At 59.0% G+C, this 13,118-nt stretch carries 12 protein-coding genes, 7 tRNA genes and 1 pseudogene; 7 read left to right on the forward strand and 13 right to left on the reverse strand.

Features of this window, described 5'->3' with window-relative positions; translation table 11 throughout:
- Window positions 1-87: 87 nt before the first annotated feature.
- Both thiM and ACYQ0Z_RS03370 read left to right on the forward strand, forming a co-directional pair.
- Window positions 88-978: a hydroxyethylthiazole kinase gene (gene thiM / locus ACYQ0Z_RS03365; protein ID WP_459864403.1), complete on the forward strand. Its 891-nt coding sequence runs from the start codon at window positions 88-90 to the stop codon at window positions 976-978.
- Window positions 979-1,399: 421 nt separating this feature from the next.
- Window positions 1,400-1,759: a group I truncated hemoglobin gene (locus tag ACYQ0Z_RS03370; RefSeq protein WP_459864406.1), complete on the forward strand. Its 360-nt coding sequence runs from the start codon at window positions 1,400-1,402 to the stop codon at window positions 1,757-1,759.
- A gap of 80 nt (window positions 1,760-1,839) precedes the next feature.
- On the opposite strand, the gene ACYQ0Z_RS03375 is transcribed toward ACYQ0Z_RS03370, so the two are convergent.
- The 5 genes from ACYQ0Z_RS03375 to ACYQ0Z_RS03395 form a co-directional block, all read right to left on the reverse strand.
- On the reverse strand, window positions 1,840-2,391 hold the full coding sequence (locus ACYQ0Z_RS03375) for a hemerythrin domain-containing protein (RefSeq protein WP_459864408.1): 552 nt from the start codon (window positions 2,389-2,391) through the stop codon (window positions 1,840-1,842).
- A 211-nt stretch (window positions 2,392-2,602) separates the two neighbouring features.
- Window positions 2,603-2,932, reverse strand: coding sequence for a prenylated flavin chaperone LpdD (lpdD, locus tag ACYQ0Z_RS03380; protein WP_459864410.1), 330 nt, complete (start codon window positions 2,930-2,932; stop codon window positions 2,603-2,605).
- A 312-nt stretch (window positions 2,933-3,244) separates the two neighbouring features.
- Complete coding sequence (locus ACYQ0Z_RS03385; RefSeq protein ID WP_459864412.1) at window positions 3,245-3,559, reverse strand: cupin domain-containing protein; 315 nt, start codon at window positions 3,557-3,559, stop codon at window positions 3,245-3,247.
- Between the two features lie 5 nt (window positions 3,560-3,564).
- A complete protein-coding gene (locus ACYQ0Z_RS03390; protein WP_459864415.1) occupies window positions 3,565-3,753 on the reverse strand; it encodes a DUF542 domain-containing protein in 189 nt (62 codons plus the stop codon).
- Between the two features lie 81 nt (window positions 3,754-3,834).
- On the reverse strand, window positions 3,835-4,239 hold the full coding sequence (locus ACYQ0Z_RS03395; RefSeq protein ID WP_459864417.1) for a hypothetical protein: 405 nt from the start codon (window positions 4,237-4,239) through the stop codon (window positions 3,835-3,837).
- A 307-nt stretch (window positions 4,240-4,546) separates the two neighbouring features.
- Here ACYQ0Z_RS03395 and ACYQ0Z_RS03400 point away from each other — a divergent pair, with 307 nt between their 5' ends.
- Both ACYQ0Z_RS03400 and ACYQ0Z_RS03405 read left to right on the forward strand, forming a co-directional pair.
- Window positions 4,547-6,877, forward strand: coding sequence for a nitric-oxide reductase large subunit (locus ACYQ0Z_RS03400; RefSeq protein WP_459864419.1), 2,331 nt, complete (start codon window positions 4,547-4,549; stop codon window positions 6,875-6,877).
- 243 nt (window positions 6,878-7,120) lie between these two features.
- A pseudogene (locus ACYQ0Z_RS03405) lies at window positions 7,121-7,931 on the forward strand (multicopper oxidase domain-containing protein).
- A 62-nt stretch (window positions 7,932-7,993) separates the two neighbouring features.
- Here ACYQ0Z_RS03405 and ACYQ0Z_RS03410 read toward each other — a convergent pair.
- Entirely contained in the window at window positions 7,994-8,710 is a 717-nt protein-coding gene (locus ACYQ0Z_RS03410) for a TrmH family RNA methyltransferase (protein WP_459864423.1), read from the reverse strand.
- A 258-nt stretch (window positions 8,711-8,968) separates the two neighbouring features.
- Between ACYQ0Z_RS03410 and ACYQ0Z_RS03415 the strand changes: the two genes are divergently transcribed.
- Both ACYQ0Z_RS03415 and ACYQ0Z_RS03420 read left to right on the forward strand, forming a co-directional pair.
- A complete protein-coding gene (locus ACYQ0Z_RS03415; protein WP_459864425.1) occupies window positions 8,969-9,709 on the forward strand; it encodes an SIR2 family NAD-dependent protein deacylase in 741 nt (246 codons plus the stop codon).
- Between the two features lie 665 nt (window positions 9,710-10,374).
- Window positions 10,375-10,896 carry a hypothetical protein gene (locus tag ACYQ0Z_RS03420; RefSeq protein ID WP_459864427.1) on the forward strand — a complete coding sequence of 174 codons (522 nt, stop codon included), beginning with the start codon at window positions 10,375-10,377 and terminating at the stop codon, window positions 10,894-10,896.
- 142 nt (window positions 10,897-11,038) lie between these two features.
- On the opposite strand, the gene ACYQ0Z_RS03425 is transcribed toward ACYQ0Z_RS03420, so the two are convergent.
- The 7 genes from ACYQ0Z_RS03425 to ACYQ0Z_RS03455 form a co-directional block, all read right to left on the reverse strand.
- A tRNA-Leu gene (locus tag ACYQ0Z_RS03425) sits at window positions 11,039-11,123 on the reverse strand.
- A gap of 11 nt (window positions 11,124-11,134) precedes the next feature.
- A tRNA-Lys gene (locus tag ACYQ0Z_RS03430) sits at window positions 11,135-11,210 on the reverse strand.
- A 12-nt stretch (window positions 11,211-11,222) separates the two neighbouring features.
- Window positions 11,223-11,298 (reverse strand) — tRNA-His (locus ACYQ0Z_RS03435).
- A gap of 55 nt (window positions 11,299-11,353) precedes the next feature.
- Window positions 11,354-11,429, reverse strand: a tRNA-Val gene (locus tag ACYQ0Z_RS03440).
- Between the two features lie 3 nt (window positions 11,430-11,432).
- A tRNA-Glu gene (locus tag ACYQ0Z_RS03445) sits at window positions 11,433-11,508 on the reverse strand.
- Between the two features lie 8 nt (window positions 11,509-11,516).
- A tRNA-Ser gene (locus ACYQ0Z_RS03450) sits at window positions 11,517-11,611 on the reverse strand.
- 8 nt (window positions 11,612-11,619) lie between these two features.
- Window positions 11,620-11,694, reverse strand: a tRNA-Asn gene (locus ACYQ0Z_RS03455).
- Window positions 11,695-11,845: 151 nt separating this feature from the next.
- Between ACYQ0Z_RS03455 and ACYQ0Z_RS03460 the strand changes: the two genes are divergently transcribed.
- A complete protein-coding gene (locus ACYQ0Z_RS03460; protein ID WP_459863420.1) occupies window positions 11,846-13,066 on the forward strand; it encodes an ISL3 family transposase in 1,221 nt (406 codons plus the stop codon).
- Window positions 13,067-13,118: the final 52 nt, after the last annotated feature.

The raw sequence follows: 13,118 nt of genomic DNA on the forward strand, positions 1-13,118 counted from the left end.
CGAACGGTTCTTGGCCGACGGGTTCATCCTGAGCCGGGTCTCCGCCCTCGTGATGCCCATCTTACGCACCGGTAGGAGGGAACACCAATGGACACCTTGCAATCCTCGAACACCTTGTCCAGCCCGGCTGGGACTTCTTCTCCCCATCCGTTCCCGAGACGCGATTGGGAAGCAGAGGCGACCCGCTGCCTGCACCGGGTGCGCGAAACAAGGCCCCTGATCCACCACCTGACCAACCTGGTGGTCATGCACTGGACGGCTAACGTCACCCTAGCGCTGGGGGGATCGCCGATCATGGCGCCAGAAGCGGAGGAATTCCCCGCCATCATCAGCCGGGCAAGCGCGCTGGTGATCAACATCGGCACCCTCCGGAAAAGCGACGTCGCCGACTTCCTCGCCGCCCAGCAGGAGGCCCGCCGGCACGGCGTGCCGGTTATCCTCGACCCGGTCGGTGCCGGTTTCACCCCGCTGCGCCTCGAGACATCCCGCCGCCTGCTGGAGCTGGGCGTGACGGCGGTGCGGGGCAATTACGCCGAGATCCTTGCCCTGGCCGTCCCGGAACGGGCAGCAGGCCGGAGCCGGGGCGTGGACAGTGACCGGGTCCCCCTGGAGGAAGTGGCCGGAGCGGCACGTGAGCTGGCAGCCCACTACGGCTGCATCGTCGTGGCCAGTGGGGCCACCGACCTGGTGACCGACGGCCGGCGGCTGTGGTCCGTGGACAACGGCCACCCCCTGCTCACGGTCATCACCGGGGGCGGGTGTGCCGTCACCGCCGCAGTAGCCGTGTTCCTGGCCGGTTCGGAGGATCCGGCCCGCGACGCAGCCCTGGCCATGGCGGTATACGGGCGGGCGGCGGAGCGCGCAGCGGGCCAGGTTGCAGGCCCGGGGAGCTTTCAGGCCGCCTTCCTCGACGAGCTGTACGCCTTGGGAGCAGCCGGCACGGCCCGCGTTGACAGCCTCCGCATCCGTGAAAGCTGACGGCCACCGGGTCAACCGGCAGGAGCGCTTCCCTTGCACGAGTGTAGGGGAATGGTGCGCGTCATGTCGCGTCATACGCCCCAACGCCCGGTCCGGCTCCGCCGGGCCGGGTTGGCGGGGGCGCGAGGTCCCTGTTTCGCTTGGCGTCCACAAGGAACGGCACGAATGACCGGGGGTCAACCCCCATAGATGAACCCCTTTTAATATTGAAGTTTCCCATTATTCTAAATAAAAAATAAATGAAATCTCCCTTACAAACAAGACACCTCGCATTTGTTCTGCCTCGGGCGTGACCAATCTGCTCTCCCATATCAAAATCATGTCCCTTCGTCTGTGACATCGATCACACTTCTAAACGGCCAAAGATTGTATCGTATGGAGCAGTCGCGCACCATAACCTGTAAAAAGGGGGATGACCGCTGTGGCACAGCCGTCTCTTTACGAACGACTCGGCGGAGAAGAAGGGATTGCTCGGGTGGTCGACACCTTCTACGACATGGTCCTGGCCGATCCACGCGTAGCTCATTTCTTCGCCAACACCGACATGGCCAAACAGCGTCGGCACCAAACGCTGTTCCTCACCTTCGCCACCGGTGGACCGAACAAGTACACGGGACGTAGCATGCGCGAGGCGCACCGCGGGCTGGGCATTCGCGACGAACACTTCGACGCGATCGTGGAGTTGCTCGGCCGCGCCCTTCGTCAACATGGCGTGGGAGAAGCCGACATTCAGGCGGTTGCGGCGCGCCTTGAGGCGATGCGGCCGGAGATCGTCGAATAACAAACGCAACGGCGCCTCCCCGACCACAACCGGGGCAAGGCGCCGTCCTCCATTTTTAACGGCTCAAGCAGGGGGAAGCGTTAACCCCTCGCCTTCACGCCCGCAAGCAGCTTTTCCTTCTCCGCGTCGGACAGGATCTGCTCGGCCATCGGAAAGAGCACGTTTTCCTCTTTCAAGAAATGATCGAACAGGATCTGCACCGCTTCCGACACCTCACGCGCCATCCGCCGTGCGGTATCGGCTTTGATGGGACCGGTCAGGCTGGCCATCGTGGCCAGAAATCCCGAAAGGCGCGATTTGGCCTGTTCGTGTTCGTACTCCATCACCGCGATGGGACCCATCTCCCGCCCGATATGCTTGGCCATCAGCGGGAAAAGGACATCTTCTTCCCGTTTGGAGTGCGGGTCCAACTCGGCCACGAACATCCTCACTTTCTCTTCCAGCGCGCGCAGGGGTGCCTCCCAGTCTTCGACGCCCGCATCGGCGCCGATCGCCTGCGCCTCCTTGAACAATTTCTCCATCTGCTTGCGGAGCGGCGGGTGTTCGTCCTTTAACCGCTGAAGCCCTTCGCAAAGCGTCAGCGGACCGCCGGTCATTCCCATCATGCCGCAGCCGAAGGGCATGGCTTCCATTAACGTTCCCTCCTCAACCGGTCGCCGTTGGCGCTTAGCCTTATGTTTCAACCCCTGCGCCTTCAGGATACGGCAAAACGCATACCAAAACCGTGACCGCGATCACAGTGACGGCCGGTTTGCCCCACCGCGAAGCCCCAGATGCCCGCAACCCCCTGCACGTTCTTCATGAGCCGTGCCGCAGCCGGTACTGCTCCCGCCGGCCAACGCGTTATGCGATGCGGGCCAACTCGTCCTCCATCAGGCGGTGGACCGTCCGCACAATCGCATTGATCTCCTCCTTGGTCGCCCCCTCCACATGAATGCCCATCGCCACGACAACCGTACAGCCCAGCGCTTCGGCCGCCCGGCGGGCCAGCTCCTCTGCGATCTCTCCTTCTCGGTGGCCGGGGAGCGCGTAAACGGCTGCTTCAACCCCCTCCCCCGTTGGATAGGCAAGGGCCACCGCCCCAATGTGAGCCTGCCCGCCGGTGATCAGAAACGCGATGTCCTTCCCCATCGGGAAGGTGCGCAGGCGAATGGCGAAGGGATGGCCGTTCATGGGTTTGTCACCTGCAACGCGATAGAGGGGTCGCCCATCCATTGGAATTGGTCCCGTCCATGCATGCATTCTTCTCTCCCACCTTAAGAGCTCTTTGTTCTCTCCGTTAGGATCCCGTTCCGGATCGAAAATAATTACTATGTTTTTCTTATATTACTTTTTATGATAAACTCGTCCGAACAAAGGGTCAGTGACATTTTTCACATTCAGGAGTCCGCTCACATTTTGTTCATCTGCACATCCAACCGCACGAAAAAAGCGCCCACCGACAAATCGGCTCAGGCGCTCGGTTCGGATGGTCGGCTTGCCGCCTCACTGCTTCAGCGGCAGGGACACAAAAATGGAAAACTTGTCGCTCGAGGCGGTAAAGGCATGGGGCTTGCCTTGCGGGCAAATGAGCAAATCGCCTGCCTTGACCGCATAGGCCTCGTCGCCGATGAAAATGGTCCCTTCGCCTTCAACAACATAAAAAGAAACCTCCGGGTGAAACGCACCGCCACAGGCCTTGCGCTCACCGCGTTTTAGGTTGATGACAAAGTGCTTCAGGACGTCGGATACATGGATCAGCTCCACCTGCTTGTCCGTCAGGTAGTCAGCCAGACGGTGTTGCGTCTTGGTGCTTGCCATCTCCTTTACCCTCCCTTGGTTACGTTCAACTTTTCCAGCACGTCCTCCACGGCCACGCCCACTTTCCGCGCAGCCTCTTCCAGGGTTTCCATCCCCCCGCAACACAGGTCAATGCCGAATGCGTCCAGCACTTTCATCGCTTCCGGGGATGCCTGGATCACCTCGTTGACCGTCATGTTCTTGGTAAAGGTCATCGTTGTCCCCTCCTTCCCTCGACCCGCTACTCCGATGAGCGAATGCACACTCCCGCGGTCTTCGTGCGAAAACACCTCTCCTCACGACGAGGCAAGCCGAATCGTTTGCAGGATGTTGTACGCAAAGGCGAGAATCGTCAGCCAATGAGCCAGGGCAGCCCATTTGGCCCACGCCAACGCTTCGGAACTCCCTCCCCCATAACCCAGTGCCATCAGCCCCAGAAGCAACACGAAGGTAAGGTTGCCAGCGATCACGTGGAACCACGCGAGCCATTCGCTGTACAGGGGCCGGGCAAGGAAGCGCGGCAAGACGTGGTACAACACACCGTAGACCATCATGGACAGAAAGCCGAGCAGGTTGAGGTGGACATGTACCGGTTTGAGCGCCAAGAGGGTGGGACGGAAGAAAAACAGTGTTCCGAGCAGCGTTCCCAACACGAAATACAGGATGCTGGCAATGATAAAGAATTTGGTGTATCCCTTCATGCGATACCCCCGCTTTCGTTGGCACCTTTTGTCCCGCCGGTTCCTCACCCCCACTCCCGCAACGGTTTCGGTTGCGCCCGGTACGGGCGCATTTATTATAATGCCCCCATTTCCCGCGCATTGTGAGATGCATCACAGTTTGGTCGGACCGGCTTGATTCACTCGGGTTTCAAGGGACGCCTCGTTTGTGCCCTTGTGGCAAATCGGTGAATGAAGCGGCAAAACGTGATGGCGATCACAAGCTGTGCGCCCCGTCTTTCTTATATTGGGGGTGCCCACAAACCCCAAGGAATGGGAGGGAAAAGGGATGGCAGAACGGCGGACGTCCCCCGAGACGCAGCCTTCGGTAAGGCGAAGTTTGCTCAAGCAAATCCTCGTCGTCACCATCCTTGCCAGCTTTACCGTTCTGCTCATCGGGGGGTATTGGATCTACGAATCGCTGGCGCCGCGCCCGGCAAAGGTAGTCGACCCGAAGGGCGAAGTACTCACCACTGCCGCGCAAATCAAGGGCGGGCAAGCCGTCTACCAAAAATACGGGCTGATGGACTACGGATCGGTGCTCGGCCACGGCTCCTACCTTGGGCCGGACTACACCGCCGAGACACTGCACATTGCCGTCACAGCCATGCAGGATTTCCACGCCCGGCGGGATTACGGCAAGCCCTTTGCTGATCTGGACAAAGCCCAGCAGGCCGCGATTGAGAAAAAAGTCAGGACAGAGATCAAGGAAAACCGCTACGATCCGGAAACCGACACGCTGACCCTCACCGAGGCCCAGGTCTATGCCCTCCAAAAGGTGCGAGAACACTACCGCACCGTCTTCACCAAGGGCGACGGCAACGGCATTCTGCCCGGCCTGATCCAAGAGGAGCACATGCCGAAGTCGGATCGTGCCTGGGTAGCAGAAGGGGATCAGCTGACGCAGATCGCCGACTTCTTCTTCTGGACAGCGTGGCTGGCCAGCACGAATCGGCCGGGTGAAACCCACACCTATACGAACAACTGGCCGTATGACGAAGCGGCCGGAAACACGATGTCCTTTTCTTCCATCTGGTGGAGCGCGGCCAGTACCGCTCTCTTGATCGGCTTTACCGCGCTCATCCTGTACTTCTATTACCGCTACAAGCTGGACATGGAAGAAGCCTATACACCGGGCAACTTCCCCCGTTTTGACCTGGCGGCCATTCCGGTCACGGTCAGTCAGCGCAAGACGGCCAAGTACTTCACCGTCGTGATCCTGCTCTTTCTCGCCCAGGTGATGCTCGGAGGCCTCTTGGCCCACTACTACATCGAACCGGATTCCTTCTACGGGTTGGATTGGGTTGCCAATCTCTTGCCCTTTAACATTGCCAAGGGCTACCACCTGCAACTCGCCATTTTCTGGATCGCCACCGCCTGGCTCGGAATGGGCATCTACGTCGCCCCGGTGGTTGGCGGACGCGAACCAAAGCGTCAAGGCCTCCTTGTCGACATCCTGTTCTGGGCCCTCGTTGTGCTCGTCGTCGGCAGCATGATCGGTCAGTGGCTTGGTGTCAAGGGATACCTGGGCAACCTGTGGTTCTGGCTCGGCCATCAGGGTTGGGAGTACCTGGAGCTTGGCCGGTTGTGGCAGGTCGTGCTGGTCGTCGGCATGAGCATCTGGCTATTCCTTGTCTACCGTGGGCTGCGCGACAGCCTGAAAGCGGAGACGGACAAGGGCGGACTGGTACACCTGTTGTTCTACTCGGCCATCGCCGTGCCGGCCTTCTACATCTTCGCCTTCTTCTTCAACCCCGGCAGCAACATCACCTACGCCGACTACTGGCGCTGGTGGATCATCCACTTGTGGGTGGAAGGGATCTTTGAGGTCTTTGCCGTCGTCGTTATCGGCTTCTTGCTCGTGCAAATGGGGCTGGTGACGAAAAAATCGACCGTACGAGCCTTGTACTTCCAGCTCATCCTTCTTCTTGGAAGCGGCGTCATCGGCACGGGTCACCATTACTACTGGATCGGCGCCCCAGAAATCTGGATTGGTCTCGGCGCCGTGTTCTCGGCCCTTGAGGTGATTCCGCTCACCCTGCTTATCCTCGAGGCCTACGGGCAATACCGCATCCTGCAGCAGGGCGGTGTTCACTTCCCGTACCGCGCCGCATTCTGGTTCCTCATCTCCACGGCAATCTGGAACCTGGTCGGCGCCGGTGTCCTCGGCTTCCTGATCAACCTTCCGGCCGTGTCCTACTACCAGCACGGCTCCTTCCTCACACCGGCCCACGGCCACGGCGCACTGATGGGCGTCTACGGCATGTTTGCCATCGCCGTGCTGCTCTACACGCTGCGCAACCTCGTCAAGCCCGAGGCATGGAACGACAAGGTCCTCAAAATGGCCTGCTGGGGCCTGAACATCGGCCTGGCCGGCATGATCCTCATCACGCTGCTGCCGGTCGGGATTCTGCAGCTGGCCGAGTCGTACCTGAACGGGTTCTGGGCGGCCCGCGATCCGAACTTCTACAATGAACCGCTTGTGAACGCCCTGTTGTGGTGGCGGGCACTGCCGGACACGATCTTCATCGTCGTCGGCGTGCTGCCCCTCACCTGGTTTGTCGTGAAATCCTTCTTCCGCCTGCGTCCGCCGACCGTTCGCGACGGCGAGCGGCTGTAGGCAGAAGGGTTTCAATAACGGTCCCACCTCATGCTTCACCCTGGACCTGCGGCTATTTAGCCGCAGGTTTTTTTGTATATTGATGATTTTATTTTTGAACTTTTTGTTTCAGGTTCTTTTTTTGTGATGTTGTTCACTTATATATTGATTTTTGTTTAATAAGATGAAAGTGCGGGGATCCCTATGAACCCATCGGACGATCGTCCGACACCCTCGTGTACGAGCCAATGGAGGTTGTAAATCATGAACAAATCGGTCGTCATCGGTCTGTCGGTTGTCCTGCTCACAGGATTGCTATCCGGTTGTGGAAGAACATCGGAAATCCCTGCCGATGCAGCCAGTCAAACGGATCCAAAACCGGCTTCACAAGTGCTCACCGCCCATCAAGGCGTCAATCATCCGCCTGTCCCCGTCAAAATCGAGCGCTTGAACGACCATGAATCAAGGTGGAGATGACCGCCCAGGTGACCGATATCGAAATCGACAAAGGCGTCATATACAAAGCGTGGACATTCAACGGCCAAGCGCCGGGACCGCTCATTGTCGTCAACGAAGGCGACACGATCCATTTCACGCTGAAAAACCTCGATCCCGCCATTCCCCATAGTATGGACTTCCACGCCGTTCACGCTGCGCCGTCCAAAAAGTTTATCGATGTCGCCCCGGGCGAAAGCAATACCTTTACCTACACCGCCAGCAAGCCAGGAGTATTCATGTACCATTGCGGCACCAAACCGGTACTCCAGCACATCGCCAACGGTATGCACGGGGTGATCATTGTCAAACCCAAGAACGGGTATACCGGATCTACGTGCTCAACGCCGGCCCCAACCAGGTGAGCTCGTTCCACGTCGTCGGCACGGTGTTTGACGACGTCTATCTCGACGGCAACCCCAACAACCACCTCAAAGGGATGCAGACGGTCATGCTGCCGGCCAGCGGTGGCGCGGTGGTCGAGTTTACAGTCAAGGAGGCGGGCACCTACTCGATTGTGACGCATCAATTCAACCACGCACAGAAAGGCGCTGTGGCCCTTTTGGAGGTCACAGAATGACAAAAGAATGACAAAACAGCAGCGCCCTCCGGTGAACGCATCACCGGAGGGCGCTCCTCTTTTTACCCATCCGCCGCCTGGCGGGCCAGCTCTTGCGCCACGCGGCGCGTCCTGGGCGTCGCCGTGCGGAGCCATTGCTGCAAGACAGTCCGCTGTTCCGCCGGCGTCAGGAAGTAGCGGTCGCCAGCCACCTCACGGGCGCGGTGGGTGACATGGAACAGGGTGATCGCCGCGGCCACGGAAATGTTAAGGCTCTGCACGAAGCCGACCATCGGCACGATGAAGCTGCCGTCGGCCAAGGCCAGCGCTTCCTCTGACAACCCGGCGTGCTCGTTGCCAAACAAGAACGCGGCCGGTTGGGACAGGTCAACCGCCTCGAGCGGCACCGCGTTATCGTCAAGCCGGCTGGCCCAAATGCGGTACCCTTGTTCGCGCAAAAAGCGTACCGCCGCTTCGATGTCCGGCTGTTTGTGGATGGTCAGCCATTTGTGGGCCCCCTTCGACACCCCTTCGCTCGGCGAGAACGCCGCCCGCCCCTCCACAATGGACACCTCTTGCACCCCAAAGGCATCGGCCGATCGGAGTACCGCCGCCTGGTTATGGCCGTCGTCCACCGCTTCCAACACCACGGTGATGTAACGGGTTCGCCGCTTCAGCACCTCGACCATGCGCCGGGCCCGCTGGGGCGTCAACAGCTCCCAAAAAACGCGGTCCGCCTCGGTTAGTACGCCCTCTTCCACCAGCTGCGCAAACAAGGTCTTCAACTCGTCGGATGCCACGTCGAACCCTCCTTTGCCGTGTCCACCGGTCGACACAACCGGTCTCGACAACAACAACCCCCTGTCGCTACGAGCGCGTAGCGAAGGGGGCATGCCCGCCGTCAACCTCGGCACGATTGTGACACAAGTGGGCCCGTCGGTCAAGGTCGCGGCGACTGCCTGGGGGCGGAACCGCCGCTTTCCGGTTTTCGCCGGTGCGCCCTCCACCGCCTTTCCGGTTCGTTCGCTACAATGGAAGGAAACGAGAGGAGGGACACCATGGCGCATGCGATCGACACGCTGACCACATGGCTCCGCCGTTCGCGCTTCACCGTCGTGTTTACCGGTGCAGGGATGAGCACCGAATCCGGCCTTCCCGATTTTCGCTCATCGGGGGGACTGTGGCGGACCGGCCGCCGCTTTGAGGAGCTGGCTTCGGTCAGGGCGCTCGAACAGGCCTACGACGAATTTGTCGCCTTCTACCGCTGGCGCATCGACATGATCAATCGCCACGGCCCCCACGAAGGGCACGCCATCCTCGCCCGGTGGCAGCAAGACGGCATCATCCACGCGTTGATCACGCAAAATGTCGACGGGTATCACCAGCGCGCCGGCAGCCCGGACGTCATCGAGCTGCACGGCACCCTGCGCACCGTGCACTGCCAGCAGTGCCGTCGTAGGGCCCCCGCCGAAACCTTCCTGCACGATTTCGGACTGAACTGCCCGCATTGCGGTGGCACCATGCGCCCGAGTGTCGTCCTGTTCGGCGAAGCGCTCCCGGAACGGGCACTCCTGGAAGCGGAACGGGCCAGTCGCCAAGCCGAGCTTTTCGTCGTGCTCGGCTCATCCCTTGTGGTATCGCCGGCCAACGGATTTCCCCAGCTGGCCAAAGCGCGGGGAGCGAGGCTGGTCATCGTCAATCGCGACCCCACCCCCCTCGATGCGTTGGCCGACCTGCGCCTCACCGCATCCATCCGCGACGTGCTGACGGCTGTCGATGCCAAGATCCGGCGCACCTAGCGCATGTGCCGCCCGCTCCGGCAACACCATCGGGCGCGCGAAACGCTTACGACACCGCCAACAGCACGCCGCTGACGGCGCCGACACACACGCCCACAATCAGCCCGACGAGAAGCCCGTCGCCAAACCCTTCCCGGTACCCGTCGCGAAACATGCGCCGCGCCTCCCCTTGCTGTTCGGATTGCGTCTTGCCTCATCTATCCCCACTGTATGCATCCTCAGTTTTTCCACAAACCTGCATCCAAAACCGAACCCCGCTTACCCCTCGATCCCTCCCCCTGGGCGCGAGCCGCTCAGGGGGTTTTGGTTACGGGATACGGGCGCACATGAGAAAGACAAGAGTCCAAGCCGTTGCGGCGATCCCCGCATACAGTAAAGCAACCGCCATCGAAAGGGGGATGTTCCTATGGGCTTTCGGAGGAGATTTGACGACTTTGAGTTTATCCTCGTGCTGTTTATCCTGCTGGTGATCGTGCTGGAACCAAGACACCACCGCCATGGCCGTTAGGTGCTGAACAACTCGCGCCGTACCTCGGGATTTTCCTAATGGGAAAATCCCTCCTTTTTTCCCCTTCATCAGAAACAAAAAAAAATGAATCGAACGACCGCATACAAACGTCTAAGCAAAACAAAGCGCGCTTGAATCAACCAAGGAGGTATCCGTTATGAAGAAAAAACGCAAGCCTGTTCTCAAAAAGCGGAAACCCGTCGTCGCCAAGGCGAGTGCGAAGGTGAAAAAGGTGAAAGTCGAGGTTGACCTCGACCAAGACCAGTGGCAAGAACAAGAGCAGGAACAGGAGCAAGAGCAAAAGCAAGAACAGGAACAGGAGCAAGAACAGGAACAAGAACAAGAGCAAGAGCAAGAACAAGAACAAAAACAACAGCAAGATGTTGACCAGGATTCGGACCAGGATCAGCAGCAAAAGATCCAAATCATTAACAAAATCTCGATCCACGTCTCGCCTGAAAACGGGAATAAGATCACCATCCTCGACAAAGACACTCAGGTTCAGGGACAAAAGCAAGAGCAGGAGCAGGAACAGGAGCAGGAACAGGAACAGGAACAAGAACAAGAACAGGAACAAGAGCAAGAGCAGGAGGCAGAGCAGGAATTCGAGCAAGTAGACATTGGCGAAGTGAACATTGGCGGATTGGGACATAGAAACACCCGGAAGAAAAAGCGTTAAGTCCCATAAACAAAACAGCTTGCGCCCTTGGCGCAAGCTTTTCTTTTCTTGATCTTCCCATTCTTCCACTAACCCACGCGTTTCAAAAAGGAAAAAAGCCCTTCTTTCCGGTAACGGAAAAGGGAAGCGACGACAATCGATTTGGTGCGGGTGGAGGGACTTGAACCCCCACGCCTTGCGGCACCAGATCCTAAGTCTGGCGCGTCTGCCAATTCCGCCACACCCGCAAAAAGGAAAATGGTGAGCCGTGCAGGACTCGAACCTGCGACACCCTGATTAAAAGTCAGGTGCTCTACCAACTGAGCTAACGGCTCACGGTGCAACGATGGGGCGACTAGTGGGATTCGAACCCACGAATGCCGGAGCCACAATCCGGTGCGTTAACCCCTTCGCCATAGTCGCCACATGGAATTGAATTCGTATATCCATAAAAAAAGGCGTATTGCCGTGTAAGCAATGGTGGACGGTGACGGGTTCGAACCGCCGACCTCTTGCGTGTGAAGCAAGCGCTCTCCCAACTGAGCTAACCGTCCATGTGGTGACCCGTAGGGGATTCGAACCCCTGCATGCCAGATTGAAAATCTGGTGCGTTAACCACTTCGCCAACGGGCCACGTTGACTGGCGGAGAGAGAGGGATTCGAACCCTCGCGGGGCCAATTCCGGCCCCCTAACGGTTTAGCAAACCGTCCCCTTCAGCCACTTGGGTATCTCTCCGCACACAATGGCTCCGCAGGCAGGATTCGAACCTGCAACCTACCGGTTAACAGCCGGCCGCTCTACCGTTGAGCTACTGCGGAACGAGCGCTTTTACTATAACATAGAATTCCCCGTCTCGTCAAGTTTTGAGGGGCTCTACGCTAAAAAGTGTGGGATCTAAGAGGAAAAGGCGGTCGACGAGCCAAGGGATAGTTAGGCACATCACATCCCGAAGGAGGCTCGCGACCGCCTATGAACAAGCTTACCGCAGAAATGTTCGGCTTACAATCGTGGATTGTTTACCGTATCGTGCATCAATCCGATGGTATTCACATCTACGCCGGTCGGCCGCGTAAGGAAGCGCGGTGTCCGGATTGTGGACAGCTGACACGCCGCGTCTACGATCGTGCGCGCGAATGGAAACGGAAGCTGCACACCTGGTGCAACGAGAAACCGGTTTACCTCTGGGTACGTCCCCGGCGCTTCCAGTGCACGGCCTGTCGAAAAGTGTTCACCGAACGCTTTCCTGGTATTCGCCCCTGGGCACGCAGGACCGAACGGGCCGAAGCCCTTTTGCTCCAGCGCCTGAAAGCGGGCAGTTTCCGTCGTGCCGCCCAGGAAAGCGGAACAAGCAGCAGCACCTTGCGCCGTCTGCTCCTTCGGTACGTAGACCAGCAGGTAAATCTCGAGGAAGCCCTCCGGGATGTCGATGCCTTCGTGCTTAGCATTGATGAACACAGCTATCGTGGCCGTGACATGATGGTTACGGTCACATGCGTGTGGCCAAAACGGTGCCTTTTGGCCATCTTGCCGGATGACCGCATGAAAACACTGGAGCGCTTTTTGCGCCAGCTGCCGGAGACGGTTCGTCGGCGGATTCGGGCCGTGTGCATCGACCTGAAGGATGCTTGGCGCCATGCCGTGAAGCGCGCTTTGCCCGGCGCTGTCATCGTGGCGGATCCGTTTCACGTCATCCAGGACGCGAATCGGCGGGTTGACGAAGCACGGCTAGTGGAACAGCAGGTGACCGGGGTACGCCTGCCTCGATGGCCGCTTTTGAAGAACGAGGACGACCTCACCGAACGCCAAGCTGCCCAGCTTGCCGCCATTCGGAAGCATCACAAGAACGTGGCCCACTTTCACTGGGTCAAAGAGCAGCTGCGAGACGTTTACCGTGCTTCCAATCGAGACGAAGCCGCAGCCATCCTGGACCGCGTGATCTTTGAGGCCCAGTCGGCAAGCGATGCCGCGCTCCTGCAGTGGGGACGCACGCTCCGCCGCTGGCGCGAGGCGATTCTGGCTTACCACACCTGGCGTGTTTCGAACGGCTACACGGAAGGCGTGCACACCAAGATCAAGCTGCTCAAACGAATCAGCTACGGGTTCCGCAACCGCGAAATCTATGTGCGGAAGATGCTCCTCGCTTTTATACCCTTGGCTTGGTTGACCTCCCATCCACAGTTATTGACTTAGAGCCGTTTTGAGGACGACCTATTGGAGGGCAAAAATGCCCCACGATCGCATT

Source organism: Calditerricola yamamurae (assembly GCF_054654135.1).

Excerpts from the sequence above, each read along its gene's own strand:
- thiM (WP_459864403.1), top strand. The coding sequence starts at position 88 with ATGGACACCTTGCAATCCTCGAACACCTTGTCCAGCCCGGCTGGGACT.
- ACYQ0Z_RS03375 (WP_459864408.1), bottom strand. The coding sequence starts at position 2,391 with ATGGAAGCCATGCCCTTCGGCTGCGGCATGATGGGAATGACCGGCGGT.
- lpdD (WP_459864410.1), bottom strand. The coding sequence starts at position 2,932 with ATGAACGGCCATCCCTTCGCCATTCGCCTGCGCACCTTCCCGATGGGG.
- ACYQ0Z_RS03385 (WP_459864412.1), bottom strand. The coding sequence starts at position 3,559 with ATGGCAAGCACCAAGACGCAACACCGTCTGGCTGACTACCTGACGGAC.
- ACYQ0Z_RS03390 (WP_459864415.1), bottom strand. The coding sequence starts at position 3,753 with ATGACCTTTACCAAGAACATGACGGTCAACGAGGTGATCCAGGCATCC.
- ACYQ0Z_RS03395 (WP_459864417.1), bottom strand. The coding sequence starts at position 4,239 with ATGAAGGGATACACCAAATTCTTTATCATTGCCAGCATCCTGTATTTC.
- ACYQ0Z_RS03400 (WP_459864419.1), top strand. The coding sequence starts at position 4,547 with ATGGCAGAACGGCGGACGTCCCCCGAGACGCAGCCTTCGGTAAGGCGA.
- ACYQ0Z_RS03415 (WP_459864425.1), top strand. The coding sequence starts at position 8,969 with ATGGCGCATGCGATCGACACGCTGACCACATGGCTCCGCCGTTCGCGC.
- ACYQ0Z_RS03420 (WP_459864427.1), top strand. The coding sequence starts at position 10,375 with ATGAAGAAAAAACGCAAGCCTGTTCTCAAAAAGCGGAAACCCGTCGTC.
- ACYQ0Z_RS03460 (WP_459863420.1), top strand. The coding sequence starts at position 11,846 with ATGAACAAGCTTACCGCAGAAATGTTCGGCTTACAATCGTGGATTGTT.